This window comes from Alcanivorax sp. UBA3183 (assembly GCF_002364155.1).
Classification (GTDB): Bacteria; Pseudomonadota; Gammaproteobacteria; order Pseudomonadales; family Alcanivoracaceae; genus Alcanivorax; species Alcanivorax jadensis.
Genome location: NZ_DEXN01000009.1, coordinates 294,503 through 320,331 on the forward strand (window position 1 = coordinate 294,503; position 25,829 = coordinate 320,331).

23 protein-coding genes are annotated in these 25,829 nt (G+C 58.4%); 13 read left to right on the forward strand and 10 right to left on the reverse strand.

The window, feature by feature from the left end; genetic code table 11:
- The first annotated feature begins 119 nt into the window (after window positions 1–119).
- The 4 genes from B3Q33_RS04490 to minE all read left to right on the forward strand — a co-directional run bounded on the left by B3Q33_RS04490 (window position 120) and on the right by minE (window position 5,209).
- Complete coding sequence (locus B3Q33_RS04490; RefSeq protein ID WP_272962846.1) at window positions 120–2,576, forward strand: acyl-CoA dehydrogenase; 2,457 nt, start codon at window positions 120–122, stop codon at window positions 2,574–2,576.
- Window positions 2,577–3,361: 785 nt separating this feature from the next.
- Window positions 3,362–4,087, forward strand: coding sequence for a septum site-determining protein MinC (minC, locus tag B3Q33_RS04495; protein ID WP_272962845.1), 726 nt, complete (start codon window positions 3,362–3,364; stop codon window positions 4,085–4,087).
- A 33-nt stretch (window positions 4,088–4,120) separates the two neighbouring features.
- Entirely contained in the window at window positions 4,121–4,936 is an 816-nt protein-coding gene (gene minD / locus B3Q33_RS04500) for a septum site-determining protein MinD (protein WP_272962844.1), read from the forward strand.
- Between the two features lie 3 nt (window positions 4,937–4,939).
- Window positions 4,940–5,209, forward strand: a complete 270-nt coding sequence (gene minE, locus B3Q33_RS04505) for a cell division topological specificity factor MinE (RefSeq protein WP_035244697.1) — start codon at window positions 4,940–4,942, stop codon at window positions 5,207–5,209.
- A gap of 473 nt (window positions 5,210–5,682) precedes the next feature.
- On the opposite strand, the gene B3Q33_RS04510 is transcribed toward minE, so the two are convergent.
- Both B3Q33_RS04510 and B3Q33_RS04515 read right to left on the reverse strand, forming a co-directional pair.
- On the reverse strand, window positions 5,683–5,991 hold the full coding sequence (locus B3Q33_RS04510; protein ID WP_035244699.1) for an antibiotic biosynthesis monooxygenase family protein: 309 nt from the start codon (window positions 5,989–5,991) through the stop codon (window positions 5,683–5,685).
- Window positions 5,988–6,740 (reverse strand): zinc-dependent peptidase, encoded by a 753-nt coding sequence (locus B3Q33_RS04515; RefSeq protein ID WP_272962843.1) that lies wholly within the window; start codon window positions 6,738–6,740, stop codon window positions 5,988–5,990. The genes B3Q33_RS04510 and B3Q33_RS04515 overlap by 4 nt, the downstream gene beginning before the upstream one ends.
- Before the next feature lie 347 nt (window positions 6,741–7,087).
- On the opposite strand from B3Q33_RS04515, the gene B3Q33_RS04520 reads away from it, so the two are divergent.
- From B3Q33_RS04520 to B3Q33_RS04530, 3 genes are all read left to right on the forward strand, one after another.
- A complete protein-coding gene (locus tag B3Q33_RS04520) occupies window positions 7,088–8,047 on the forward strand; it encodes a DMT family transporter (protein WP_035244702.1) in 960 nt (319 codons plus the stop codon).
- Window positions 8,048–8,077: 30 nt separating this feature from the next.
- Window positions 8,078–8,704, forward strand: coding sequence for a hypothetical protein (locus B3Q33_RS04525; RefSeq protein WP_272962842.1), 627 nt, complete (start codon window positions 8,078–8,080; stop codon window positions 8,702–8,704).
- Window positions 8,705–8,954: 250 nt separating this feature from the next.
- Window positions 8,955–10,118: a tetratricopeptide repeat protein gene (locus B3Q33_RS04530; RefSeq protein ID WP_272962841.1), complete on the forward strand. Its 1,164-nt coding sequence runs from the start codon at window positions 8,955–8,957 to the stop codon at window positions 10,116–10,118.
- Between the two features lie 22 nt (window positions 10,119–10,140).
- Here the strand turns inward: B3Q33_RS04530 and B3Q33_RS04535 are convergent, their stop codons facing one another.
- On the reverse strand, window positions 10,141–10,407 hold the full coding sequence (locus B3Q33_RS04535; protein ID WP_035244705.1) for an acyl-CoA-binding protein: 267 nt from the start codon (window positions 10,405–10,407) through the stop codon (window positions 10,141–10,143).
- A gap of 411 nt (window positions 10,408–10,818) precedes the next feature.
- On the opposite strand from B3Q33_RS04535, the gene B3Q33_RS04540 reads away from it, so the two are divergent.
- Window positions 10,819–12,045: a GAF domain-containing protein gene (locus tag B3Q33_RS04540; RefSeq protein WP_272962840.1), complete on the forward strand. Its 1,227-nt coding sequence runs from the start codon at window positions 10,819–10,821 to the stop codon at window positions 12,043–12,045.
- On the opposite strand, the gene B3Q33_RS04545 is transcribed toward B3Q33_RS04540, so the two are convergent.
- Window positions 12,036–12,677 carry a 1-acyl-sn-glycerol-3-phosphate acyltransferase gene (locus tag B3Q33_RS04545; RefSeq protein ID WP_035244709.1) on the reverse strand — a complete coding sequence of 214 codons (642 nt, stop codon included), beginning with the start codon at window positions 12,675–12,677 and terminating at the stop codon, window positions 12,036–12,038. The genes B3Q33_RS04540 and B3Q33_RS04545 overlap by 10 nt on opposite strands.
- Window positions 12,674–13,459: a thioesterase family protein gene (locus tag B3Q33_RS04550; RefSeq protein ID WP_035244710.1), complete on the reverse strand. Its 786-nt coding sequence runs from the start codon at window positions 13,457–13,459 to the stop codon at window positions 12,674–12,676. Before B3Q33_RS04550 ends, B3Q33_RS04545 begins: the two co-directional genes overlap by 4 nt.
- A 208-nt stretch (window positions 13,460–13,667) precedes the next feature.
- Here B3Q33_RS04550 and B3Q33_RS04555 point away from each other — a divergent pair, with 208 nt between their 5' ends.
- Both B3Q33_RS04555 and B3Q33_RS04560 read left to right on the forward strand, forming a co-directional pair.
- A complete protein-coding gene (locus tag B3Q33_RS04555) occupies window positions 13,668–15,704 on the forward strand; it encodes an LTA synthase family protein (RefSeq protein ID WP_272962839.1) in 2,037 nt (678 codons plus the stop codon).
- Between the two features lie 70 nt (window positions 15,705–15,774).
- On the forward strand, window positions 15,775–16,878 hold the full coding sequence (locus B3Q33_RS04560; RefSeq protein ID WP_272962838.1) for an NAD(P)/FAD-dependent oxidoreductase: 1,104 nt from the start codon (window positions 15,775–15,777) through the stop codon (window positions 16,876–16,878).
- A gap of 50 nt (window positions 16,879–16,928) precedes the next feature.
- Here B3Q33_RS04560 and B3Q33_RS04565 read toward each other — a convergent pair whose 3' ends face one another.
- From B3Q33_RS04565 to B3Q33_RS04575, 3 genes are all read right to left on the reverse strand, one after another.
- A complete protein-coding gene (locus B3Q33_RS04565) occupies window positions 16,929–17,705 on the reverse strand; it encodes an SDR family NAD(P)-dependent oxidoreductase (protein WP_272962837.1) in 777 nt (258 codons plus the stop codon).
- Between the two features lie 398 nt (window positions 17,706–18,103).
- Window positions 18,104–19,033: an electron transfer flavoprotein subunit alpha/FixB family protein gene (locus tag B3Q33_RS04570; protein WP_035244716.1), complete on the reverse strand. Its 930-nt coding sequence runs from the start codon at window positions 19,031–19,033 to the stop codon at window positions 18,104–18,106.
- On the reverse strand, window positions 19,033–19,782 hold the full coding sequence (locus B3Q33_RS04575) for an electron transfer flavoprotein subunit beta/FixA family protein (RefSeq protein WP_035244876.1): 750 nt from the start codon (window positions 19,780–19,782) through the stop codon (window positions 19,033–19,035). Before B3Q33_RS04575 ends, B3Q33_RS04570 begins: the two co-directional genes overlap by 1 nt.
- Before the next feature lie 480 nt (window positions 19,783–20,262).
- On the opposite strand from B3Q33_RS04575, the gene B3Q33_RS04580 reads away from it, so the two are divergent.
- Entirely contained in the window at window positions 20,263–21,918 is a 1,656-nt protein-coding gene (locus B3Q33_RS04580) for an electron transfer flavoprotein-ubiquinone oxidoreductase (protein ID WP_272962836.1), read from the forward strand.
- 199 nt (window positions 21,919–22,117) lie between these two features.
- On the opposite strand, the gene B3Q33_RS04585 is transcribed toward B3Q33_RS04580, so the two are convergent.
- On the reverse strand, window positions 22,118–22,321 hold the full coding sequence (locus B3Q33_RS04585; protein WP_035244720.1) for a hypothetical protein: 204 nt from the start codon (window positions 22,319–22,321) through the stop codon (window positions 22,118–22,120).
- Between the two features lie 129 nt (window positions 22,322–22,450).
- Between B3Q33_RS04585 and B3Q33_RS04590 the strand changes: the two genes are divergently transcribed.
- Together B3Q33_RS04590 and B3Q33_RS04595 are read left to right on the forward strand one after the other, a co-directional pair.
- Window positions 22,451–23,335 (forward strand): LysR substrate-binding domain-containing protein, encoded by an 885-nt coding sequence (locus tag B3Q33_RS04590; protein ID WP_272962835.1) that lies wholly within the window; start codon window positions 22,451–22,453, stop codon window positions 23,333–23,335.
- Window positions 23,336–23,462: 127 nt separating this feature from the next.
- Complete coding sequence (locus B3Q33_RS04595) at window positions 23,463–24,347, forward strand: oxygenase MpaB family protein (protein ID WP_272962834.1); 885 nt, start codon at window positions 23,463–23,465, stop codon at window positions 24,345–24,347.
- A 214-nt stretch (window positions 24,348–24,561) separates the two neighbouring features.
- On the opposite strand, the gene B3Q33_RS04600 is transcribed toward B3Q33_RS04595, so the two are convergent.
- Window positions 24,562–25,754, reverse strand: a protein-coding gene (locus tag B3Q33_RS04600) for an IS3 family transposase (RefSeq protein ID WP_273010285.1) whose coding sequence is annotated in 2 segments (ribosomal slippage) — window positions 24,562–25,457 and window positions 25,457–25,754 — 1,194 coding nt in all. Because the reading frame shifts where the segments join, the coding sequence is not laid out codon by codon here.
- Window positions 25,755–25,829 lie beyond the last annotated feature (75 nt).

Genomic DNA, 25,829 nt, shown 5'->3' on the forward strand with positions numbered 1-25,829 from the left:
AGACTCAAAGAGGCTGAGTCAATTAGGCTTCACGCCATGTACATGACACATGAGTACGCTGGACCGTATTCAAATTTACCTGAGTTCACAGGCTCGGGTTCACGGCAAAGGAGATCACCATGCTTAGCCTGTTGGCTATTGTAGTGTTAATTGCCACGCTGATGACCTTGTTCTATCAGCGCATCAGTCGCGGCATCGGCAGCGCGGTTTTTGTAGTTGTCTGGCTGTTGAGCGCCTTCCTGGCCCCCTGGCTGGTTCACCCGGTTTCACTGATCCTGCTGGCCGCCGGCGTTGCTCTGCTCAACCACGTTGATCTGCGCCAGAAGTTCATCAGCAAGCCGGTCTATAATGCTCTTGGCAAGGTCATGCCCGCCATCGGCGACACCGAGCGCGAGGCCATTGAAGCCGGTACTACCTGGTTCGAGACCGACCTGTTTTCCGGTCGCCCGGACTGGGAAAAATTCGCCCATATTCAGTTTTCCACCCTCACCGATGAAGAGCAGTCCTTTGTGGACAATGAGGTCCAGGAACTGTGCGACATGCTGGATGAGTGGAAAATTTTCCACGAGCTGAGAGACCTGCCAGAGGAAGTCTGGGATTTCCTCAAGCACAAGGGCTTCTTCAGCCTGATCATCCCCAAGGAATACGGCGGCAAGGCATTCTCCCCCTATGCCCAAAGTCGCATCATGAGCAAGATTGCCACGCGCTCACTGACCGCGGCCGTTACCGCCATGGTCCCCAACTCCTTGGGCCCCGGTGAACTGCTCGCCGAGTACGGCACCCAGGAACAAAAAGACCGCTGGCTGCCCGGCCTGGCCAAGGGCGACGAGATCCCCTGCTTCGGCCTGACCGGCCCGGAAGCGGGTTCTGATGCCGGCGCCATTCCCGATACCGGGGTTATCTGCAAAGGCAAGATCGACGGCAAGGAAGTGTTGGGCATGCGCCTGAACTTTGCCAAGCGCTGGATCACCCTGGCTCCGGTGGCCACGGTGGTAGGTCTGGCCTTCAAACTCTACGACCCGGAGAAACTGCTCGGCGACAAGGAAGAGCTTGGAATCACCTGTGCGCTGATTCCTGCTGACACTCCCGGGGTGGAAATCGGCCGTCGCCACTACCCTGGCTCTCCGTTCATGAACGGCCCCATCAACGGCAAGGATGTGTTCGTACCGCTGGATACCATCATTGGCGGGCCAGACATGGCCGGTCGTGGCTGGCGCATGCTGATTGAATGCCTGGGTGCCGGTCGCGGTGTCTCCCTGCCCGCCCTGGCCACTGCCAGCGGCGAAGTCGGTTACCGCATGACCGGTGCCTTCGCCCGTATCCGTCGCCAGTTCAACACGGCGGTAGGCCAGTTCGAAGGCGTGCAGGAAGCCTCTGCCGAAGTAGCCGCCATTGGCTACACCCTGGAAGCCTACCGTCACCTGGTGACCCGTTCACTGGAAGATGGTGCGCCTTCAGTGGTCACCGCCATGGCCAAGTACCACGCCACGGAAATGATGCGTGAGCTGATTAACCACGGCATGGACATCGCCGGCGGGCGCGGTATTCAGTTGGGCCCCCGTAACTTCCTGGCCCTGCCCTATCAGTCCACCCCCATCGCCATCACCGTGGAAGGGGCGAATATCCTCACCCGCTCGCTGATGATCTTCGGTCAGGGCGCCATGCGCTGCCATCCATACCTGTATGACGAATTGCAGGCGATCCAGGCAGAAGACAAGAAGCAGGGTCTACAGGATTTCGACGCCCTGTTCTTCTCCCATGCCGGCCACACCCTGGGCAATATCAGTAGCGGTATCATGCAGGCTATTGCCGGCCCCTACCTGTCCGAAGCACCGGGCAATGCGGACGCCTTCAGTGCCCCCTGGTATCGGCTGGTGAACCGCTATAGTGCGGTGCTTTCCAGTACTGCAGATATGGCATTGGCCCTGCTGGGTGGCGATCTGAAACGTCGTGAGCTGCTCTCCGCGCGGCTGGGTGATGTGCACAGCCAGTTGCTGATCGCCTGTTCCATTCTCAAGTACCACGCCACCCTGCCACGGGACGAGGCCAACGACGCCCATGCCAGCTATGCGCTGCGCCGGTCGTTCAGCAAGGCCCATGACGCGCTGGATGCCTTCTACCGCAACTTCGGTTTCTTTGGTGTGGGGTATGCGTTGAAAGGCTTGTTCTTCCCGTTCGGTCGCCCTTGCAAGGCCCAAGCCCCAAGCGACGACCAGATCCGCACGCTGGGTGACATGATCATGGCGCCCAGCTCGGTGCGCGATGCACTGGCAGAGCCGGCCTATATCTCTCAGGACCCGGCAGATGCTATCGGTCGCGTGGAAGCCACCTTCAACAAACTGCTGGAAGTGGAACCGGCCTACCTGGCGTTCCTGAAAGCCGACGGCAAGGGACAACTGGAAGGCAACAGTGTCCTGGAAAAGCTCCAGGACGCGGCCAGTAAGGGCATTATCGACGCCGATCAGGTAGACCCGGTGAACGAGTACGATGCCATGCGCTACGACTGCCTGCTCACCGACGCCTTCGATATGGACCTGAAGGACGTCAACGTGCATGCAGAACGGCCGATGATGTGACCCACCCAGGCGGAGGCGGCCGCAAGGCCCCTCCGCTTTTCCTTCCCCTATACTCCGAAGCCCCCCGTAGGAGCTATGCTTGTCCCCCAAGGGGGATCTACGACATGCGAACCGAGCGCAGCGAGGCGGCAGAAGCCAACATTTATCCGCCATCGTTTCTGGAGAGACCTGTCGAGCTCTGAGATTCCTGATCGCCCTCCGGGCGATTTCCGCGCAAGCGCGGTTCGCCATGCAAGCATAGCTCCTACAGCGGCTTCGTAGCAGCAGCCTCGTACTGGAGATTATTGGCAAGGTCGCCAACCGGTCCACAGTTTCACAAAAAGCCACGTCAGCGGTGAAAACGCTGCTTTTTCCACCAGTTATTCCGCTGTCATCCCCATATCACGCAGATTTAACATTCATATCACCCTTTTGGCGCTTTTACGGATCGCCGCTTTCGTCTAGGCTTTGCCAAAATTACGCCCCACCTGGGCCCGGCGTATCAGGGAGTCTCTGAATAACTCCTTACATGCTCAGGCTTTCAGGCTGGCTCACAATCTAGGCGCACATTTGAAGGCATGCTGGTTGCCTGTCGAGAAAGTGCAACAACGGGTGTGGGCCAGCCTGTACGCCCCGGAGGGCGAGACCTGGAGGACATATCTGTTGTGCTTTGCCGCTAGGAAAGGGAACCCACCCTGCCCGTCGCGACAAAACACAACAGCTGCACCCTTCAGGCCACGCTGAGTATGCAAGGAGTTATCCAGAGACTCCCACTCGCCCTTTGCCCCTCGGACAACAGGTCAGGAATGACAGTAGTCGTCGAAGAAAATACCGTTCTCGAGTTCAAGGGCCGCATGCTGATGATGACGGTCCTGCAACTGAAAAACCTGGATGCCAACCTGCTGCATCAGGAAGTCAGCCAACGGCTGGAAGATGCCGCCCAGTGGCTGCAGGAAGCCCCGGTGGTGATTGACGTGAGTCAGGACCTGGAGGTGGACCCGGTAGCCCTGATGGCCGCGGTGGACACCCTGCGCAGCCTGGGCGTGAACCTGGTGGCCCTGGCCCGCACGACCGGCATTGATAGCGATACCGCCGCCATGCTTGGCTTGGGTACTCTGAGTCTGTCCGGTGGCCGCGATGTGCCGCGCCGTAGCGAGCCCGCGCCACAGGTAGAAGCAGAAAAAGTCCCCACCGCCACCCAGCGCATCGAGACGCTGGTGGTGGACCAACCGGTACGATCCGGCCAGCAGGTCTACAGCCGTGGCGATTTGATCGTGCTGGCCCCGGTGAGTACCGGCGCCGAGCTGATGGCGGAAGGCAACATCCATGTCTACAGCAAACTGCGTGGCCGCGCCCTGGCCGGCGTCCGCGGGGACGGCAGCGCACGTATTTTCTGCCAGCAACTGAATGCCGAACTGGTATCCATTGCCGGCCATTACCGGGTAGCCGAAGATCTGCCCGAAGCGCACCGCAACCGGGCTGTCTATCTGTCCCTGGAAGGTGACGCCATGCAATTTACCGCGCTGAGCTAGCGCCACAGAAAGACGAAGGTAAGGAGAAAGAGCGTGACGAAGATTGTGGTCGTGACATCCGGCAAGGGTGGCGTCGGCAAAACCACCACCAGTGCAGCGCTGGCCACCGGCCTTGCCCTGCGCGGTTTCAAAACCACTGTCATTGATTTTGATGTGGGCCTGCGCAACCTGGACCTGATCATGGGTTGTGAACGCCGCGTGGTTTATGACCTGGTGAACGTGATCAGTGGCGATGCCAACATCAAACAAGCGCTGATCAAGGACAAGAAGGTGGACAATCTGTTCATCCTTCCCGCGTCCCAGACCCGTGACAAGGACGCTCTCACCACCGAAGGGGTGGAAGGCGTGCTCAACGCCCTGCGCGATGACATGAAGATGGACTACATCATCTGCGACAGCCCGGCCGGCATCGAGAAAGGCGCCCTGATGGCCGCCTACTTCGCCGACGAGGCAGTAGTAGTGACCAACCCGGAAGTCTCCAGTGTGCGTGACTCCGACCGCATCATCGGCATTCTGGCCAGCAAGACCCGCCATGCCGAACAAGGTGACGGGGATATCCCCGCCCGTCTGCTGCTCACCCGCTACTCCCCGGAGCGCGTAGAGAGCGGCCAGATGCTGTCCGTTGAGGATGTGCAGGAAATTCTCGCCATCGAGTTACTCGGCGTGATTCCTGAATCCCAGGCGGTACTGAACGCCAGTAACTCCGGCAGCCCGGTGATCCTCGATATCGATTCCGATGCCGGTCAGGCGTACAGCGATGCGGTAGCCCGCTTCCTGGGCGACCAGCTGCCCCATCGTTTCGTCAACGTTAACAAGAAAGGTCTGTTCGGCCGTCTTTTTGGAGGCTAAGGGATGAGCATCTTCAGTTACCTGCTTCCCAAGAAGCAGACTTCCGCATCAGTGGCCAAGGAACGCCTGCAGATCATTGTGGCCCGCGAACGCTCCACGCGTGGCGGCCCGGATTATCTGCCGCAGCTGCAGCAAGAGCTGCTGATGGTGGTACGCAAGTATGTCCCCGTGGGGGAAGACGCCGTGAATGTGCAGGTGGATCGTGATTCAGGCTGCGAAATTCTCGAGCTGAACATCACCCTGCCGGAAGAAGAAGCCCAGCAGCAGTACTGAGCTGGCACCGGAAGCCGCCGCAAGGCGGCTTTTTTCTTTCTGCCCTATTTCCCCTCACATCTACCACGTCCCGCTACCGGCACTCTCTGTGCCCCATGCGTATACCTGTAAGCGAACACTGCTTTCTCTCAACCTGGCACCACGAGCGTCGCTGGCGACGCGATCCGTGACATCGACGAAGCCACTCTAGGAACGAGCGTAGCGGAGTAACGCACGTATTTCCGTGCGACCCGAAAGGTGAGCGAAGCGAATAACTCCGCTTGAGGGACGAATCAGAGCCTTGGCGAGGAAGCAGGCGATGCGAGTGTCACCTGGTCACTCAAGTGAGCCCGGTTGCTCTGCTGCTTCGGACCGCATCCGGGGGTAGACTCTGCGGATGATTTCCACGCTGACGCGTGGTTCGTCCCTCAAGCGGAACTCCTACAGCGGCTTCGTTATAAACGTGAGGGCCGACACCCCTACGGCGGACCGGACTATTCCGGCAGCACCTGCCATTCCGGTTCGTCAAATTCCCCGATCACCGTAACCTCGCAAACCTTGGCGTGTTTCGCCAGAATCGCCTTTACCTTTTCACTGCGACTGTCGTCCTTGGCATCACGGTGAGCCTTGCTGTCCCAATGGGCAATGGCCAGCACCTTGTCCGGTTCGCCGATCTTGCGGTGCAGGTAGGTACCCCGTGCGCCCGGAGTCTGCTGAATGATTTCACTGGCTTCCACCCAGCCCTGAGCATATTCCTCTACGGTAAAGCCCGGTTTCACCCGAACTTCGAAGATAAATTTCATGGCTGTTCTCCCTGTCGGTAAAACTGTGCCAGCAGCCGGTACAGATCCGGCCAGTCCCGGTGCAACGAGTCCGGCGCCTCGAAAAAGGCTTCACTGCAAACCGCAAAGAACTCACCCGGCCCGGTCAGTGCATAAGGATCGATAGACAGGGGCCGATGCTGTTCATAATCATCGAATAGCCGGTCCCAGGCCGCCGTGAAGGTATCGTGCCACTGGCGCGGATTCATACCCGGATGCAGCGGCGGCGCGCCATTGGCACCGTTACGGCGCATATCGAGTTTGTGGCTCATCTCATGGATGACCACATTGCTGCCCTGCCCGGCTTCAAGCACTGATTCCCATGACAGTATGACCGGGCCCTGATGCCAGGCCTCACCGGCCAGCACCGGGCTACTGGCATGGACCACACCATCCTCAGTCTGCCAGGGCCGATTGGGAATGAAATCTCCCTCATAGAGAATGACCGTATACCAGCCGTCATACCAGTCGAGCCCCAGTTCCAGGATGGGCACACAGGCCATGGTGGCGATACGCAGACACATGGCATCGGTAATGGCGAAGTTGTTCCCCGGTGCGACACTCTTGCGCGCCAGAAAGCGAAAGCTCAGATCCCGCAGTCGAGCCCGCTCATCGCCCTGATACCGCTGCAACACCGGCCAGTCGGCCACCGCCGCTTCCCATTCTGCTTCGGTATACCCCATCTTCTTGACCCGGCGCTTGTCGCGCCAGTTTCGCCAGGCTGCAAACATTGTTACCTCAACGTCGAACACCACACCCTATTCAAGGCCACGCACAATTTGGAGCGCTCGGGCATAACAGCTGTTATCGCTGCTGGCGCTCTTCACATTGCGAGTACCGAGTTGAAAGTAACGACAGGCATATAACAATGCGGATTCTGATCTATTCGCTACTTTCAACTCGCAACTCGGTCCTGCCCTGAAGCGATTCACCCGAATCAATGTCTGTACCATGAATCAACCCGCGCTCAGGATAATGCGTGTCTACTTTGACCTGATCTATGTCGCCTGAACAGTCGTTACCCGGCACAGGCCCTGTGCTACCATCGCCAGCTCTGTTGCCATGCGAATCCTGTTCAGTGCCTGTTAACCAAGCTCACAAAGCCGACCTGCTGCTTCTGGTGGTCACCCTGCTGGCCGCCATCAGCTGGATGTTTTCCCGAGAGGCGGTGCTGGCAATGCCACCACTGCTGTTCATGTCGCTGCGCTTCCTGCTGGCGGCAAGCCTGCTGGCCATGGTCGCCCACCGCCAGCTGCGCCGGCTCAGCGGCCAGCAACTAGTCCGCTGTGTGCGGGTGGGCGCCGTGTTCGGCATTGCCATGAGCTGCTGGGTCATGGGGCTGGCCATGGCCGAACATGTTGGCGAAGGGGCCTTTCTCACCAGCCTGGGCGTGGTTCTGGTACCCGTGATCGCCCGGCTGATCTTTGCCGAACCAGTGCCCGGCAGTACCTGGCTGGCTTTGCCGGTGGCTGCTGCGGGTCTGGCTCTGTTGTCACTGGAACAAGGACTGCATCTGGAGGCCGGACAGCTGTTCTTTGTGGCGGCAGCCACCATCTTCGCGCTCTATTTCAACCTCAACACCCGTGCCGCCAACACCATTTCCACCACCGACCGCAGCGGCAATGCCATTGAACACCCACGCATTCCGGCTCTGGCACTGACCACGGTAGTACTGGCGGTGGTCGGTGTGCTGACGGGCGGCCTGTCCGCCATTTTCGAGCCCTGGGGCGAGGCCGCGGCAAACGCCACCTTCGAGTTGGCAATCTGGGTCATCCTCAGCGCCACCGTGGGTACCGCCCTGCGCTTTCTTGTGCAAACCTATGCGCAAAGCCTGTCACTGCACAGCCATGGCGTTGTCATCATGGTTCTGGAACCCATGTGGACCGCACTGATGGCGGCGGCCTGGTTCGGCGAGCAGATGACGCTGATGCAGCTAGCCGGTTGCGCCCTGATTTTCCTGTCACTGCTGGTCAATCGCTGGCGGGCAGTGAGAAGCCTGCTCAAACAGGCTCTGTCACGCGTTTCCACTCACCATTAAGTTGCTCACTCCCGACGAAAAGGATGTCTTATGGGACCCGATATTCTCTCCCTGATCCCCGCTATCGCCCCCGGCACTCTGGTGGCCATTACCGCCTTTGTGCTCGCCGGAATATTCATGCAGCGTGCCCGCACTGCGGCCATGCTCGTGATGATCGCCGGCCTGCTCACCCTGCTGCAGAATGGCTGGATCATCTTCAACCAGACCGTATTGCTGGAATGGATGTTTGATGACGTTATCAGCTCGGATACCTACTCACTCATCGCAACCGCCGCCTACAACCTGTTCTACCTTGTCATCAGCGCCCTGCTGCTGTTTGCTGCCTTTGCCGGTCGCCAGTCTCTCAACGCGCCCAGATCCACCGCTCCTCAGGTCGAGCCCCGTCCCGAAGGTAATCTCCCCGCCCATCGAGGCGGGCTGGTGCTGACCTTCGGCCTGCTGGGTGTCCTGTTGTTTGCGCCGCTGGGCATCGTCGCCTGGATACTGGGCAACAAGGATCTCCACGCCATGGGCAGCGGTAACATGGACCCGTCAGGGGAAGGCATGACCACCGCCGGCAAGGTGCTTGGCATCATTTCCACTGTCCTGATGGTGGTCGGTTTGCTGGTGGCCATGGCTGTAATCAGCATTATTGCCGCCAACTTCCGGGGCTTCTGATTCTTGCTCGCAGGCCCAGGCAAAAGCTCGGGGCGGTTTCCATAAACCATCGCGGTAATGCCACAGCCATTCACTGTATGCACATTTGTGTATCGCGCTGTGACCCAGTTCCTTCTCTCCATCCCCAGTTGGCGCACCATTTGTTTCTGGCAGGAAATCACCGTTTATCATTTGCACTGCCATCGCAATACCGGTTACTGGTATTGCCTGAGCGTTCAGCCCTGATAACCAATAACAAAACGATGGGACAATGAGAGCAATCAACCTGGCAGTTTTCTGCCTTCTCGGCACATTGCTGACCCCCAGTCTGCAGGCGGCTCCTGCTGACTGCGGGGCAGATTCGTCACGCCCCCTGGTTCTCTCCAGCCAGGACCAGCAATTGCTGGAGATACTGGGAGGACATGCCAGTAACAGCCACACCCCTACCCTGATCCGCTACAACGACCAGACTCCTGGCATCAACCAGCCAATTCTGGGCAACTATGCCCGTCTGCGCCTGGCAGCCATGGCTCTGCGCGATGGCGATACCGAATTCGCCCGGCAGCAATTGAATCAGGTGGAACAGAACAGTCCCGCGGCGGTGGATGCGGCACTGCTATTGGCGGAAAGCTATCGTCGTGACGGGGACCGCGAGCGGGCCAGGACCTGGTTCGTGCGTATTGCCGCGCGTTTCCCCGGTAATCCCAGAGCCGTCTCCGGGCTGGTACTGGCCGGCGATGACTGGCGCAAACAAGGAGCCGTTGAGCAGGCCCTGCCGGTCTACAACCTGGCCCTGAACAAGGTGGCGGAAAACATGAAGGCGCTGCAAACCCTTGCCGACGACCCGGATCGCCTGTATCGCTCGCTGACCAACAGTGTTGCCGGCAACAGCACCACCGTGATGGACCAGCTGGTACTGGCCATGATCCGCGACCGCGACAGCCAGGTTCTGGATGCCACCGGCAAGCTGATCAATGCCAGCAATGTCCGCAAATGCCTTCGTGAGCAGGAAAAAACCTTGCGTAACGCTATCCAGCACGCCACCGCCCGGGACCTCTCGAATGGCGCTTTTCGCACTGCCGCCAAGATGGAAAGAACCGCCACCGAACAGGAAATTGCGGATCTGCAGCGGGTTCTGGCCAATGCACCGGATGCGGAAGACTTCCGGGCCCGTCTGACAGACGCCCGGGATCGCCTGCAACGTATTGAAGACCGCCTGGAAAGACTGGGCAGCACGGCCCTGCCTCCAGCACTGGAAAAACGAAAGAAACAGATGCAGAAGGACAAACAGCGGGTGGAAACGGAGATTGAGGATGCCAGGCAGCAGGTGCGCCAGGCCTTGAAAGCCCAGCTACCGGAGCTACAACGGTTTTACCGCAACCTGGCCGGGGAAGCGCAGCTGGGCAAGGCCCAACTGCTGCAGGCAAGAGGGTGAATCATCAGCCCGGAATGCGGTTTTAGCCCTTGTGGCTTTTCAGCAGACTATCCACCTTGTCGATGTACTTCTGCTTGGCGTCGTCCGCAGACATGCCCTTGAGCTTGGCCCAGGCGTCATACTTGGCCCGGCCCACCATATCCAGCATGCCCGGACGTTTGCCACTCACATCGCCAGCACTGCCCTGTTTGAAGTGGGCATACAGAAACAACAGATCATCGTTGCCGGGCTTGCGATCCAGGGTTTTCACATCTTTTTGGGCTTGTTCAAAACGGGCAGTATCGGTCATGATGCTTCCTGTTGGTTGTGATCATTATTGAATATCGCGACAGGCTTTATTCGCGATCAGGCTGTCAAAATACTGCGCTGTCACAGCCTGCGAATCAAGGAGCCTCTGGATAACTCCTTGCATGCTCAGTCTTTCAGGCTGGCCTGTAATCTAGGCGCAATGTTGAAGGTGTCCCCTCAAGGGGGATCGAGATGTGTCGACCCATCAAGACATTGCAACAACGAGTGCGGGCCAGCCTGGGAGACCCGAAGGGCGCGGCCTGAAGGGCCCATCTGCTGCGCTTTGTCGCTAGGAAAGGGAACCCACCCTGCCCGTCGCGACAAAACACAACAGCTGCACCCTTCAGGCCACGCTGAGCACGCAAGGAGTTATTCAGAGGCTCCTCAAACGGAATAATAATCAGGTAACGCCATGCCCGCAGCATCGGAAGCAGCGATCAGCAAAAACCAGGAAGGCGTCCTGCGCAACGCACTCGACAGCCTTCTGGTCACCTTTGATGGGGAATTGGAAGCCCGCTACCGGGAACATGCTCATCGGCGCGCCCAGGACCTGATAAGCCATTCGGTCTATCTGCTCGGGCTGTTGTACCTGGTGGTGGTGCTGCCGGTAATGCTGCTGGTAGATACCGCTGAGATGGTCGCCTGGCGCAATTACGGGGTCTATCCGATCGCGGTGTCACTGCTGGCTCTGTGGTGCAGCACCCGGCTGTCCTGGCTCACAGCCCACACCATCGGCGTCATGTATCTGGCCCTCGGCATTGCCCTGGCCGGCACTCTGCTCGGCGCCATCCGCTTTCACGGTCTTTTCCCCGGGCAGATTTCCGCCTTTGAAACCATCTATATCCTGATTATCGGTTTTTCCATCTTGCGCTTGCCGCCGCGGCAAACGCTCATCAGTTGCCTGTGTGCCCTGGCGGTAACCCTGCTTGCTGCCCTGTTTCAACAACTACCTCTGCCGCTGCTATCCATGCTGCTTTACTTCGTCATTCCGCTGATTATCTGTGCGCTCAATGGCTACATTCTGGATGTCAGTGCCCGACGCAATTTTGCCAACAATCTGCTGCTGGAAAGTGAATCCTCGCAGCTGGCCCGCTGGCGGGAACAGGCGGAAAAGGACACCCTGCGCCAACAGCAGCTCAACCTGTTTCTGGAACGGATTGCCGGCAACCTGACACCGGCGCAGCTTCTCGAACGGGTGCTTGGCTATCTGATAGAACAGATCGGCGCGAAAGCCGGCGCCGCCTACACCCTGGAAGAGCAGGAACTGGTCCGGCAGGCTAGCTGGGGGCTCAATGCCAGCGCCTCGGAACGCCGCAAATTCCCCCAGGATGAAACCCTGCTCGGCGCAGCGCTGAACCAGAAACTGCTGATACAGCAGCATACCGTGCCGGAAGGCTATCTGGATCTGGAAGTCGGGGAAGGCAAACGCAAACCCGCCACCCTGCTACTGTGGCCAATACATCAGGGAGAGTTTGCGTTGGGTATCGTGGAAGTGGCCGGCTCTCAACCGTTTTCTGACGCCGATGAGGCCCTGCTCAACGAGTTGCACCGGCCACTGGCCTTTGCCTTGCAATCGGCCCAGCGCCGCCAACAGTTTCTCAGCCGCCTGGACGAGCAAGACAACACTGCTCAGGCCTGATTCTTTTGTCGAAGCTCCAGCAACGGGGCGGACAAGCGCTCCGGGCGGCGCGGCACGATATCCGCCAGTGCCTGCACAATCCTGGCCATGTCCTGCTCCATGTCACCGGTGGGCATGAAGCTGCCAACAATGCGAACCTGACGACGCTGGTAACAGAAACCGATCACCACAATGGGGATCTGCATCTGTTCGGCTATCCGGTAGAAGCCAGTTTTCCAACGCTCTGCCCCTTCCCGTGTCCCTTCCGGTGCAATGCCCAGCCAGAACGGTTTTTGCCGCATCACAGAGGTAGTCTGATCCACCACATCGTCGGCACTGTCCCGGTTTACCGGTATCCCGCCCAGCCAGACCATCAGCTTGCCAAGGCGCCCCTCGAACAGGGTGTGTTTAGCCATGAACTTCACATGGATTCGCAGGCACTGAATCGCACTGATACCCACCACACCATCCATATTGGAGGTGTGCGGCGCTACCGCCAGAACCGCGCGCTCCACATTGGGCAGTGTGCCGACGATCCGCCATCCCATGGCCGAAAGAATCACCCGGCCCAGGCCGGCGAGCAGCCAATGCCCCCGTCGTGGCACTCTTTCACCCAGGGTTCTCGCCTTGATCGGCGGTAATTCTGTTTTCATGCAAATACCGTAAATGTCTGGCGGCTCAGCGCCACCGCTTTGCCTTCCCCGTCCCAGATTGTCGCCTGACTCTGACCGTAACCGTCACTGCTCTGGTCCGTCTTTACCCGATACTGCCACAGGGTATCCGCAGGGCGCGAGAGCGGATCGTCGAGCAGCTCCATGGTCCAGGTCAACGAACTGGCCGGGGCCGGCTTCTTCAACATGGGCAACACCGACGGCGGCCAGGTATCGACCAGCGCGATCAACGCCGCCGTGCTCATGACCTGCGGTGGCGTGCGAAAGCCCATGTAGCCACTAAAATCGGGCACTTCACTGCCACTGAAAGGCGGCATTCCATCGGCATAACGCATCTGGAAGTGCTGCAGAAAATCCGGCGTCAGACCGGCAATGAAGGGCAGCTCGATACAACGATCCGGCGCCGGCAGGGTCGGCGCTGCCGGCGGCGCCACGATCACACGAGACTCGCGGGCCCCGCCCAGGCTCACCAGCATGGCGGCCACCACCTGCCCTTCCTGACGGGCCGACACCATAGCCTGCATCACCGATTTTCCTTCCCGGAACACCTCACTGTGTAGACTGATCGGCCCCGGCGCCATGGGCGCCACAAAGGACAGGGAAAAACTGCGCAACGTTCTGCCCGCGGCGACGGTTTTCTCCAGGTGATCAAACAACACGGCACCTACCAGCCCACCAAACAGGGCACGGCCCTGGCCCCAACCTTCCGGCATCATGCCATTCCCCTGGCCATCCACCGTGGCCAGGATCTCGTCAAAATTCATTTCCGTCTCCCGTCAGCGAATGCCTTTAATAACACTGCAACCCGATGGGTGAAAGCCATTAACCCGTCATTGGCCAAGCCGGCTAAGACATCCTGCTGGAATTTGTGCAAATATCCGGCAAAAGTGGTGATTTGGCCATGCGCGAACTGGCCCTTCCCGGTAGCATAGGCGCCTGTTTTTTCAGTTCCGCCAGTACGGAGTAATCGGCATGACCTGGTTGAAATCCCGACGTCTGCACTATCTGTTGGCCATGACAGCGCTCTTCTTCAGCCTGATGGTCATCCTGCGGGCCATTTTCTATTTTGGCTTCTCCGAGGTACCGGGTAACCCGGATTATGAAACCGGCGCCATTCTCAGCGCCCTGGGTATCGGTCTGCGCTTTGATCTGCGTCTGGCCCTGCTGCTGATGCTTCCCCTGGCTGCACTGGCCTATCTGCCGCGCTTCAATCTGCTTAACAGCCGCCTGATGCGTCTCCTTGCCCATGGCTATCTGATCATTGCGCTGGCTCTGCTAGGTCTCACCTATATTCTCGACTTTGGCCATTACGCCTATCTCGGTGAACGGCTAAACGTTACCGCCCTGCGCTTCATGCAGGACACTCGCGATTCCACCCTGATGGTGTGGGAAAGCTACCCGGTGATCTGGATTACCCTTGGCCTGGTTGCCGGCGTGGCCGGCAGTTACTGGCTCGCTCGTATCGCCGAACGCAAACTGCTGCAGCGGACGGCTGCCGGCATCTCCGGATTCCAGGCCACCGTCGGTTTTCTGGTCTGCTTTACCCTGTTCTTCTTTGCCATTCTTGGCCGGGTCAGCAACATCAACATCCTTAACCCCATTCCGCTGCGCTGGAGTGAAGCCTTTGTGTCCGGCGACCGGGCCATCGGCGCCCTGGGTTTGAACCCGGTCCTCTACTTTCGCGACACCCTGCTGATTCCCGTGTCCCCTTTCGACAAGGAACAGGTCGCCGAGTATTACCCGCTCATTGCTGATCATCTCGGCATTCCCGAGGATCAGCGTCAGGATCTCAATTTCGTACGAACGGTAGAGGTGCAGAGTCACAAGCTTGACCATGAGCGCCCGCCGAATGTGGTCTTTGTGATGCTGGAATCTCTGGGTGCAAGCCGTGTCAGCAGCTACGGCTTGCCGGTGGAAAGCAGCCCCAATCTGGACCAGCTGGGACGTGATGGCTGGCGCTTCGAAAATTTCTATGTGCCCGTGACTGGCACCGCCAAGACGATCTGGGCCACCTTTACCGGCATCCCTGATGTGGCTCCCACCGAAAGCGCCAGCCGCAACCCGCTGACCAGCCACCAACGCACGGTGCTGAATGAATTCGAGGGCTACCGGAATTTCTATTTCATTGGCGGCAATGCCGGCTGGGCCAACCTGGACGGTCTGGTGCAACAAACCATCGATGGCCTGGAGCTGTATCAGGAAGGTGACTGGCAATCGCCGGACGTGGACGTATGGGGCATTTCCGATCTGAACCTGTTCCGCGAATCCAACCAGATTCTCGCCGACCTGCCGGATGATCAGCCGTTCTTTGCCTTCATCCAGACCGCCGGTAACCACCGGCCTTTCACCATCCCGAACAATAACGGGGATTTCCAGCCACGCACGGACCTGTCCGATGAGGAGTTGGCCGAATACGGCTTCCGCAGCGCCGCCCAGTTCAACGCGGTACGGCTGCTGGATTACAACGTGGGCGAATACATGAAATGGGCTCGGGAAAGCGATTATTTCGACAACACCATCTTTGTGTTCTTTGGTGATCACAGCAACCGCATCACCACCCTGCCCCACATGCCGGCCATGGATCAGCTGGGGCTGGAAAGCAACCATGTGCCGCACATCATTTATGCACCCCGCTACCTGAAACCCAGAGTGATTGAGGAATCGGTGGGCCTGGTCGATGTGCTACCCACCGTTGCCGGTATGCTGGGACTTAACTACCGCAACACTACCCTGGGCCGGGATTTCCAGATTCCCGCCCCGGAAGGGGATCGCGCCAGTTTTGTGGTGCTGCGAGAAGGGCCTACCCCCATCTACGGCATGGTCACGAAAAACTTTCTGGTGCGAATCAATGCCAATGGCAACAACGCCACCCTGCATGATCTGCACAGCGACACCCCCAAACAAGACGTGGCTGCAGAGCACCCGGAAGTCTTCGAACGGCTGTTCAAACTGGCTCGCGGGCAATACGAAACCGCTCGCTACATGTTCTACGACAACGTGGACGAGTAATCCGCAGGCCCTTGTCCGCTACCCATAACGTCCTCAGACTGAGGGCGTTATCATTTATGGGCTAAACCGAGTGCAACCACGGGAAACCACCGATACCGTCATCATCGGCGCTGGCGTCATTGGCCTGGCCATCGCCAGTGAACTTGCACCCTCCAGATCTGTTGTATTGCTCGAGCAGGAAAGCCGTTTCGGCGAACATCTTTCTTCCCGCAACAGCGAAGTCATCCACGCCGGCCTCTACTACCCGCCAGATTCCCTGAAAGCTCGCCTGTGCCTGCGTGGCAACGCCCTGCTGTACCAGTACTGCCAGGAACAACAGATTCCCTATCAGCAGTGCGGCAAGCTGATCGTCGCCTCACAGAGCCAGCAAGAGGCGCTGGACAATCTGTACCGTAACGCGATGGAGAGTGGCGCCACAGGACTGCATCGGTGCAACCAGTCATGGCTGCGTCAGCAGGAGCCATGGCTACAGGCCAGTGAAGCCCTGCTCAGCGAGCACAGCGGCATCCTTGATAGCCATGCCTTCCTTTCAATACTGGCTCAGGAAGCGGAGCGCCAGCATGCCCTGCTCTGTTATCGGCACCGGGTGCAGCGGATTGACTGTGGCCCAGGGGATTTCCTGCTGCAGGTAGAAAGTGACGACACAACCTTTGAACTCCGTTGCCAGCACTTGATCAATGCCGCAGGCCTCCATGCCGTTCCCTTGCTGAAAGACTGCAACGGCTTTCCCGCAGAAAAGATTCCCGAACAGCGGCTGGCCCGAGGCAACTATTTTTCCCTCAGCGGGGGCAGCCCCACCCGGAGGCTGGTCTACCCGCTACCGGAAGCAGACGGACTGGGTATTCACCTCACCGTAGACCAGGCCGGCAATGCCCGCTTCGGCCCGGATGTGGAATGGATCAAGCACAGGGATTACCAGGTCAACATCACCCGGCTACCGCAATTCGAAGAAGTGATACGACGCTACTGGCCAAGCCTGGACGCCGACAGACTCACCCCTGCCTACGCCGGCATCCGCCCCAAGCTGTTTATGGAAGGAGAACCCTATCGGGATTTTCTGATACAGGGAGAAAAGGAGCACGGCATCAAAGGCATGATCAACCTGCTCGGCATTGAATCACCCGGGCTGACGGCGGCACTGGCCATTGCGGAAGATATCGCCAACCTCGGTTAAGTTTACGTAGGCTCAGTGCACCCTACGCTCAGCGGAAATTGAGAGCGGCATCAGTGATGACGCCCCATGACCCTTCCCGCCAAACGCGTCACCCAGCTAGCAGGCAATACCCGCACCAAAGAGACCATGATTCGATACAAGGCACCGGGAACCACCACCGCTTTCCCACTGGCCAGCGCCTCCAGCCCGGCCGCTGCCACTACGTCCGCAGGCATCATGGCTTTTTCCAGATCCGGGTCCATCCGCTCACGGGCGATGGACGAAAACTCGGTGCGGGTGCCGCCGGGGCACAGTGCCGTCACCACAATGCCCGCTGGCTTGAGTTCTTCGTGGAGAGCACGACTCAGATGCAGCACACAGGCCTTGCTGGCTGCATAGGTGACCATGCCCGGGATCGGAAACCAGGCAGACACCGAGCTCACATTGAGCACCCAGCCCTGGCCCCGTTGCGCCATGGGCGCGGCAAACCGCTGAGTCAGCGCCAGCAGGCTGCGCACGTTTACATCGACCATGCCCAGCTGATCCGCTACCGGTAGAGACAACAGCGGCTTCTGGAAACCAAAACCCGCATTGTTGATGAGAATATCCACCTGCCGCCCGGCTGCCTGCGTCTGGGCATACACCGCCTCGGCCGCTTGCGGATCAGACAGATCAGCGGTAATCACATCAACGGTGACCGACGCCAACTCCCCGGCAAGAGAATCGAGCCGCTCAGTGCGCCGTGCTACCAGAATCAGGTTGCAGCCTACAGCAGCCAGTTGCCTCGCCATCTGTTCACCGATGCCGCTGGAGGCGCCGGTAATTAACGCGGTTTTTCCCGAAAACATTTTTTGCTCCCGCTTTCAGCTTTGTCTGTCCTGACGAAGTTCAAGACACCAGTAGGAACGGAGCGTAGCGGAGTAACGCCCGCCAGGGCGGCCCGCAGGGTGAGCGCAGCGAATAATTCCCTTCCAGGGGACGAACCTCGCGAAGCGAGGCGACCGAAGGGAGTGATTTCCAATTCCCAAGTGACAGAGACAATTCCAGGTACGTTTGTATTATCTGAACCGTTTTCCTCGCTGTCGCTCGGTTCGTCCCTCAAGAGGAACTCCTACAGCGGCTTCGTGGGAATTCAGAATCTCGCGTAACGTTTGGGTTTTCGCCACTCCATTGAGCGCAGCTTGTACCTGAAAACAAAAAACCCGGCACAAGGCCGGGTTTTTTGTTGGTGCGGGAAGCAGGCTTTTTACAGCTTGCCGTCCAGCTCCGGTACTGCTTCGAACAGGTCAGCCACCAGGCCGTAGTCCGCCACCTGGAAGATGGGGGCTTCTTCGTCCTTGTTGATAGCAACGATGACCTTGGAGTCTTTCATGCCGGCCAGATGCTGAATGGCACCGGAGATGCCCACAGCAACGTACAGGTTCGGCGCAACGATTTTACCGGTCTGACCGACCTGCATGTCGTTGGGTACGAAACCTGCGTCGACGGCAGCACGGGATGCACCCACGCCAGCGCCCAGCTTGTCAGCCAGCTTGTACAGGATTTCAAAGTTCTCACCGTTACCCATGCCACGACCACCGGAGATCACGATCTCGGCAGAGGTCAGCTCGGGACGGTCAGACTTGGCCAGCTCTTCACCCACGAAGGAGGAGATGCCAGCGTCTTTTACAACGTCCAGGTTCTCAACAGAGGCGGAACCGCCTTCTGCTGCAACGCCATCGAAGGAAGTACCACGTACGGTGATCACTTTCTTCGCATCGCCACACTTAACGGTAGCAATAGCGTTACCGGCGTAGATCGGGCGCTTGAAGGTATCAGCGTCAACCACGTCGGAGATTTCGGAAATCTGGGCCACGTCCAGCAGAGCAGCGGCGCGGGGCGCGAAGTTCTTGCCGGTAGTGGTGGCAGCAGCCAGGATGTGGCTGTAATCGGCGCCGACTTCGGCAACCAGATCGCCAATGTTTTCGGCCAGCTGATGCTCGTAAGCATCGTTGTCAGCGCACAGTACCTTGGAAACGCCATCAATCTTGGCCGCTTCTTCAGCAACAGCGCCACAGCCTTTACCGGCTACCAGCACAGTGATGTCGCCGCCGATCTCTTTGGCAGCAGCAACCACACTCAGGGTGACCTTGTTGAGCGCGGCGTTATCGTGTTCGGCGTAAACTAATACACTCATCAGATCACCTTCGCTTCGTTCTTCAGTTTCTCGACCAGCTCGTCAACGGAGCCAACGATGATGCCAGCCTGACGCTCGGCCGGAGCTTCCACACTGACAGTGGTCACACGCGGAGTCAGGTCAACGCCCAGATCAGCGGCTGTTTTGGTATCCAGCGGCTTCTTCTTGGCTTTCATGATGTTTGGCAGAGACGCGTAACGCGGCTCGTTCAGACGCAGGTCAGTGGTAACCACTGCCGGCAGGTTCAGCTCAACGGTCTGCAGGCCGCCGTCGATTTCACGGGTAACCTTCACTTTACCGTCGGCCACGTCCACTTCAGACGCGAAAGTGCCCTGCGGCATACCGGTCAACGCAGCCAGCATCTGGCCGGTCTGGTTGTTGTCGCCGTCGATAGCCTGCTTGCCCAGAATAACCAGCTCAGGCTTCTCTTCGTCAACGATGGCTTTCAGCGCTTTGGCGATGCCCAGCGGCTGAACGTCTTCGTCAGTTTCTACCAGGATAGAGCGGTCAGCGCCCAGAGCCATGGCAGTACGCAGTTGTTCCTGAGCGGTCTTGGGACCGATGGAAACAGCAACGATTTCGGTAACCACACCCTTCTCTTTCAGACGTACCGCTTCTTCTACAGCGATTTCACAAAAGGGGTTCATGGCCATTTTGACATTGGCGAGATCAACACCAGTGTTGTCAGCCTTCACGCGAACCTTGACGTTGTAATCAACGACTCGCTTGATGGGTACAAGAACCTTCATAGGATCCTCGGAATGTTCCATTGGGTGACATGTAGAAGGAGGCGATAATTGACGCCGTTGCCGGGTCCACCCCCGCGAAAGAGCCGCTATCTTGAACGCTAGGTTAAAGCAGGTCAATAGGCCGAAAATCTGTAAGCGAATGATTTTGCTGCAAATAGACCACACAAGGTGTCCACTTTTCGTGACTTTGCAGTCGGCCATTTCCTTGTAAATCAACCAGCTAGCAAGGGATAATCCGAACACCTGTTTGAAATAGCTGCAGTGCGCCGCCCCGCCGGATCAACACCCGGTAACAATGCAGCGGGCGTTGCGGCCAACCCAGGCAGTGGTGCGGTTTCGCCTATCTCTATATACTCCGCGCCACCCCAAGGCTGGCCCCAGGCAGCTGCTGAGAAAGGTTTTTCTGTGGCAGAGTGTTTCAGAACCCCTTTCTCAGTGGCTTCAGGGCCGAACACGCAATCGATAGCGAGGAGACAGGCTGTGGAACGCGAATCTATGGAAGTCGATGTAGTCATCGTCGGCGCCGGTCCTTCCGGTCTGGCAACCGCCTGCCGTCTGGGCCAGATCGCCCAGGAAACCGGTCAGGAAATCAGTGTGGTCGTGGTAGAGAAAGGCTCCGAAGTCGGTGCCCATATTCTCTCCGGTGCGGTGCTTGAGCCGCGCGCCCTGAACGAGCTGTTTCCCAACTGGCAGGAAATGGGCGCTCCGGTGAACACCAAGGTCACCGGCGACGAGATCTACTACCTCACCGGCCCGGAAAAGGCACAGAAAGTGCCGAACCTGTTCGTACCCAAGACCATGCACAACGAAGGGAACTACATCATTTCCCTGGGTAACCTGTGCCGCTGGCTGGCAGAACAGGCCGAAGGTCTGGGCATCGAGATCTTCCCCGGCTTTGCCGCCAGCGAAGTACTCTACAACGAAGATGGTTCGGTGAAAGGTATCGCCACCGGCGATTCCGGCATCGGCCACGACGGCGAGCACAAGCCCAGCTATACCCCCGGCATGGAGCTGCACGCCAAGTACACCATCTTCTCCGAAGGCTGCCGCGGCCACCTGGGCAAACAGCTGCAGGAAAAATTCAACCTGCGCGAAGGCACCGACCCGCAGCATTACGGTCTCGGCATCAAGGAACTGTGGGACATCGATCCGGCCAAGCACCAGGAAGGTCTGGTAGTGCACACTGCTGGCTGGCCGCTGACCGAATCCGGCTCCCCGGGTGGTGCGTTCCTGTACCACATCGAGAACAACCAGGTTGCCCTGGGTCTGATCACCGACCTGGCCTACTCCAACCCGCATGTCTCTCCGTTCGACGAGATGCAGCGCTGGAAGACCAACCCGGAAATCAGCAAGCACCTGGAAGGCGGCAAGCGTGTCTCCTACGGCGCCCGTGCCATCTCCAAAGGTGGCCTGCAATCCCTGCCGAAGATGACCTTCCCCGGTGGTCTGCTGGTGGGCTGTAACGCTGGCACCCTGAACTTCGCCAAGATCAAGGGCACCCACACCGCCATGAAGTCCGGCATGATTGCCGCAGAAATCCTGGCAGAAGCCCTGAAAGGCGGCCGTGGCAGCGACGAGCTGACCGAGTACAAGGACGCCTTCGACAAGAGCTGGGTACACGAAGAACTGCACGCTCAGCGCAACTTCGGCCCGGCCCAGCACAAGTTCGGTAACTTCATCGGCTCTGCCTTTGCCTTCGTGGACATCAACCTGTTCAACGGCAAACTGCCGATCACCATGCGTGACACCACCCCGGATCACGCTACGCTGAAGCCGGCAGATCAGAGCAAGAAGATCGACTACCCGAAACCGGACGGCAAGATCACCTTCGCCAAGTTGGACAGCGTATTCCTGTCCAACACCAACCACGAAGAAGATCAGCCGTGTCACCTGACGCTGAAAGACCCGAACGTACCGCTTGAGGTGAACCTGCCCAAGTGGGACGAGCCGGCCCAGCGTTACTGCCCGGCGGGTGTGTACGAAGTGGTCGAGGACGAGAACACTGGCGACAAGCGTTTCCAGATCAACGCCCAGAACTGCGTGCACTGCAAGACCTGCGACATCAAGGACCCTACCCAGAACATCAACTGGGTGGCTCCGGAAGGCACCGGCGGCCCCAATTACCCGAACATGTAATTGACCGCACGGCTTCCGTGTTGCAAACAAAAAAGGCGCCTTCTCAGGCGCCTTTTTTGTGTCTGGTCAGTCGCCGGGAATCTGAAGACTTCGCTTTGCAAGCAAAGCTCCAACGGTAAATCGCTGCCCCGTTGGAGCCTTGTTCACAAGGCGAATCAGGCGCCTTGCTGTGCCTTCACATCCGCATCAGACGCAACGCTCAGACCGGTTTCCTTTGCAGCCGCTGGATCACACGGGCTCGCTGCTCCGCGCGATTCTTGCGCAGGCGATACCAGGCCAGCCGAATGCGATAGTCCAGAGCGTCCATCAGTTCCAGTGGTGGCATGGCCGGCATGTGCAGGTCCGGCTTGCGGGACTGAATCCGCTGGGGAGCTTCCAGTGTGTGGGGGTCATTGCGTTTCATGGTCTCCTCCCTGTTCGAGAACGTTGTGGAGTGGCTGGGTTGTGATTGGCCTCCATGATGCAATCGAGTTTACTATCAGTAAATCGAAAAGATCTTTACCTATCGTTCAATTTTTCTGAAAGGTGAAACATGCCATCGGACAGCCCTCTTCAGCCTCTGCTGGACACGGAAATCCTGCGCAGCTTCGTGGCCATCGCCGAGACCGAGAGCTTCACCCAGGCCGCTGCCGAAGTGTTCCGTACCCCCTCTGCCCTGAGCATGCAGATCAAGCGGCTGGAACAACAGGTAGGCCAGCGACTGTTCCTGCGCGAAGCCCGCCGGGTGAGCCTGACCGCCGAAGGCGAAGCCATGCTTGGCTATGCCCGACGTCTGCTGAAACTGAACCAGGAAGCCATCAGCCACTTCACCGCCCCGGAGCTGGAAGGCACCGTACGACTCGGTACTCCGGATGATATCGGTACCCGCATCCTGCCCCAGGTACTAACCCAGTTTTCCCGCTCCCATCCTGCAGTACAGGTGAACGTGATTGTCGGTCGCAGCGCCGACATGCTGAAGCAGCTGGATGCGGGCAAGCTGGATCTGATTATGGTCACCACCGGCAAACAGGCCCGCCCGGCACGCGGGGAAGTGGTGCATAGCGAACCGCTGGTCTGGGCCGGCGCACAAGGCGGCATCGCCGTCAGCCAGACTCCCCTGCCCTTGGCACTGGCCAGCCAGGGGTGTCCCTGGCGCAAGATGGCCCTGGAAGCTCTGGACCGCAGTGATCACCGCTATCGCGTCGCCTACACCAGTGAACACTGCGCCGGCCAGGAAGCCGCCATGCAGGCCGATCTGGCCATTGGCCCCTTCCCCCTCAGCCTGATTCAGCCACCCCTGCAGCAACTGGGCGATGAATACCAGTTACCGGAGCTGGGCGATTACCAGATCGCCATGCTTTATCGGGGTGAAGAAGGCTCTGCCACCCATGTACTGGCCGGCCATGTGCGCGCGGTTTTCCGGGCATTGCGGCTATAAGTGGTCAGAAAAAGCCACAATGATACAAATAATTAATTTTGTCTCATTGTTTGATGGCGCACTCCTCGCTAGCATGAAATGAAACAGGCGTATGAACCACCACGCTGACTGCGAGGACAGAAAAACAATGACAGCTCAAGCCAACCTGGAAAGCCGCCAGGCCCGACTGGAACACGAATGGCCCACTCCCCTCACCGCGAGGGAACTGGATCAGCAATTCCCCGGTATCTTCGATGGCGCCATGCTGTTGGCCGGTGGTGCCAACATCATCCTGCAACTGGCCCTGCCAGCGGTGGGGTATGGGGTAGCGGAAAGCCGCGTGGAAAGTGGCTCAATCCTGCATCATCCGATCAAACGCTCGCGCACCACCTTCACCTACCTGGCCGTCGCCATGATGGGCACCAGTGAAGAGAAGCTGGCCTACCGCAGGGCAGTGAATCGTTCCCATGCCCAGGTACACTCCACCGAAGACTCACCGGTGAAATACAACGCCTTCGATGAAAACCTGCAGATGTGGGTCGCCGCCTGTCTCTACTGGGGCTTCGTGGACACTCACCAGAAACTCCATGGGCCAATGAGCCGGGAGGAACAGGAAACCTTTTACCAGCTGGCCCACCCGCTGGGGACCACCCTGCAAGTGCGGCAGGATACCTGGCCGAAAGACCTGGAGGCGTTTGACGCCTACTGGCAGGAGGGCCTGCAGAAGCTGCACATTGACGAGCGTATCCGCCAGTATCTGATGATGATTGCCGACCTGACATTCCTCAGCTCGCCAACCCGGTTTCTGTTGGGGCCTTTCAACCGGTTTGTGACCACCGGTTTCCTGCCAGCCGAGATCCGTGAGCAAATGCAGCTGGAATGGAATGACAAAAAGCAGCGCCGTTTCGAGCGTACCGTGCGCACCATTGGCCGCATCAGTCTGCTGCTGCCGCGCGTCATCCGGCAGGCGCCCTACAACCTGGTGTTATGGGATTTCCGCCGCCGCCTTAAGCATGGCAAGCCGCTGGTTTGATACCACCGCTCCCCGTTGGAGCCTTGCTCGCAAGGCGAAGCGCTGAATCTGACCCTTCGCTTTGCAAGCAAAGCTCCAACGGCTTAATCCAAAAAGACAGCCAGTTCCGGCGCCGTAAGCTCCCGCCACTCACCCGGTTTCAACTTTTCATCAAGCACCAGATTACCAATCGCCAGCCGATGATCTTCCCCCGATAAAATGGACACGCTTCATTTCACGCTGCCATTCTCTCGTATTCTGCCGGGGCCACGTAGCCAATGCCAGAGTGTAACCGTTTCTGATTATAAAACTGGTTGATGTAGCCACGCAGAACCGCTCGCAACTCTTGCTCATCCTTAAACGATACGCCATGGATCACTTCAGCCTTCATACTATGGAAGAAGGATTCCATATGCGCATTGTCCGTGCATTGTTTAGGCCGATTCATACTGGGCCTGATGCCGTGCCTGCCTAACTCGTTCTGGATCAAGTACGCTCCATACTCCACACCACGATCCGTATGAAATATTAGGCCCGAAGACGGCATTCGCACCCGTAAGGCATGGCGCAAGGCCCTCAGAGTCAGATCAGCTGTCTTCCGGTCTCCCAGCGACCAGCCAATCACCTTCCTCGAATAGACATCCAGCACGACCGCCAGATACCGCCATTGCCGGTTAACCTTGATATAAGTGAGATCCGCTACCCACTGTTGATTTACCCCGGTTGGTGCCGGCATATTCAGGCGTAGGTTCTTGTGGCGTTGATAGAATCGCTCCACACCCGGCACCCTGCGGTATAGCTTTGCTACACGCCCGACCAGCGAAGCCTCCCTCATCAGCCTCTCAACACGTTTACGGCCAACCCGGATGCCTTCGTGACGCAAGGCCTGATGTACTCTCGGACTGCCATAGACGCCCCGGCAATCCTCATGGATCCGGCGCACCTTCTTCAGTAAGCGCCGATCATCTCGGACTCGTTGTGGCTCCTGCCGCTTGCACCACGCATAGTAGCCACTTCTCGACACACCCAGCCAATTGCAGAGGTACCTGACGCCTAGTCTTCGTCCGTGTTCCTGGATGAATCCAAATCGCTCTGATGTCGATCCGACAGATACCGTTGCCACTTTTTTAGAAGGTCATTCTCCTTCTGCAAGCGGGCATTTTCCCGTTTGAGCTTATCGAGTTCTTTCAGCTCCTCGGCGGAGGGGGCTTTCTTTTCTTTCATTACACCAACACGCTTTCGACCATCTGGCTTGATCTTGCCTTCTCGATATTCCTTGCGCCACCTCGAAAGCATCATCGGGTGGATATCCAACCCAGCCGCCACTTGCTGGACCTGAATGCCTTCCTGACAGCTAAGCTCAACAGCCTTTACTTTAAAGTCCGTCGAATACTGCCAGGTCTTTCTCGGATTATTGTATCGGGCCATATACCACCTCCTCTGGTTAGGAGAAGGTGTCCACTAAAGCGGGGGAACTACACGATGCAACGTCAGCACCTTGTT

What these genes read in the sequence shown, in the direction of transcription:
- B3Q33_RS04490 (WP_272962846.1), top strand. Translation starts at nt 120, where the DNA reads ATGCTTAGCCTGTTGGCTATTGTAGTGTTAATTGCCACGCTGATGACC.
- minC (WP_272962845.1), top strand. Translation starts at nt 3,362, where the DNA reads ATGACAGTAGTCGTCGAAGAAAATACCGTTCTCGAGTTCAAGGGCCGC.
- minE (WP_035244697.1), top strand. Translation starts at nt 4,940, where the DNA reads ATGAGCATCTTCAGTTACCTGCTTCCCAAGAAGCAGACTTCCGCATCA.
- B3Q33_RS04510 (WP_035244699.1), bottom strand. Translation starts at nt 5,991, where the DNA reads ATGAAATTTATCTTCGAAGTTCGGGTGAAACCGGGCTTTACCGTAGAG.
- B3Q33_RS04515 (WP_272962843.1), bottom strand. Translation starts at nt 6,740, where the DNA reads ATGTTTGCAGCCTGGCGAAACTGGCGCGACAAGCGCCGGGTCAAGAAG.
- B3Q33_RS04525 (WP_272962842.1), top strand. Translation starts at nt 8,078, where the DNA reads ATGGGACCCGATATTCTCTCCCTGATCCCCGCTATCGCCCCCGGCACT.
- B3Q33_RS04530 (WP_272962841.1), top strand. Translation starts at nt 8,955, where the DNA reads ATGAGAGCAATCAACCTGGCAGTTTTCTGCCTTCTCGGCACATTGCTG.
- B3Q33_RS04535 (WP_035244705.1), bottom strand. Translation starts at nt 10,407, where the DNA reads ATGACCGATACTGCCCGTTTTGAACAAGCCCAAAAAGATGTGAAAACC.
- B3Q33_RS04540 (WP_272962840.1), top strand. Translation starts at nt 10,819, where the DNA reads ATGCCCGCAGCATCGGAAGCAGCGATCAGCAAAAACCAGGAAGGCGTC.
- B3Q33_RS04545 (WP_035244709.1), bottom strand. Translation starts at nt 12,677, where the DNA reads ATGAAAACAGAATTACCGCCGATCAAGGCGAGAACCCTGGGTGAAAGA.
- B3Q33_RS04550 (WP_035244710.1), bottom strand. Translation starts at nt 13,459, where the DNA reads ATGAATTTTGACGAGATCCTGGCCACGGTGGATGGCCAGGGGAATGGC.
- B3Q33_RS04555 (WP_272962839.1), top strand. Translation starts at nt 13,668, where the DNA reads ATGACCTGGTTGAAATCCCGACGTCTGCACTATCTGTTGGCCATGACA.
- B3Q33_RS04565 (WP_272962837.1), bottom strand. Translation starts at nt 17,705, where the DNA reads ATGTTTTCGGGAAAAACCGCGTTAATTACCGGCGCCTCCAGCGGCATC.
- B3Q33_RS04570 (WP_035244716.1), bottom strand. Translation starts at nt 19,033, where the DNA reads ATGAGTGTATTAGTTTACGCCGAACACGATAACGCCGCGCTCAACAAG.
- B3Q33_RS04575 (WP_035244876.1), bottom strand. Translation starts at nt 19,782, where the DNA reads ATGAAGGTTCTTGTACCCATCAAGCGAGTCGTTGATTACAACGTCAAG.
- B3Q33_RS04585 (WP_035244720.1), bottom strand. Translation starts at nt 22,321, where the DNA reads ATGAAACGCAATGACCCCCACACACTGGAAGCTCCCCAGCGGATTCAG.
- B3Q33_RS04590 (WP_272962835.1), top strand. Translation starts at nt 22,451, where the DNA reads ATGCCATCGGACAGCCCTCTTCAGCCTCTGCTGGACACGGAAATCCTG.
- B3Q33_RS04595 (WP_272962834.1), top strand. Translation starts at nt 23,463, where the DNA reads ATGACAGCTCAAGCCAACCTGGAAAGCCGCCAGGCCCGACTGGAACAC.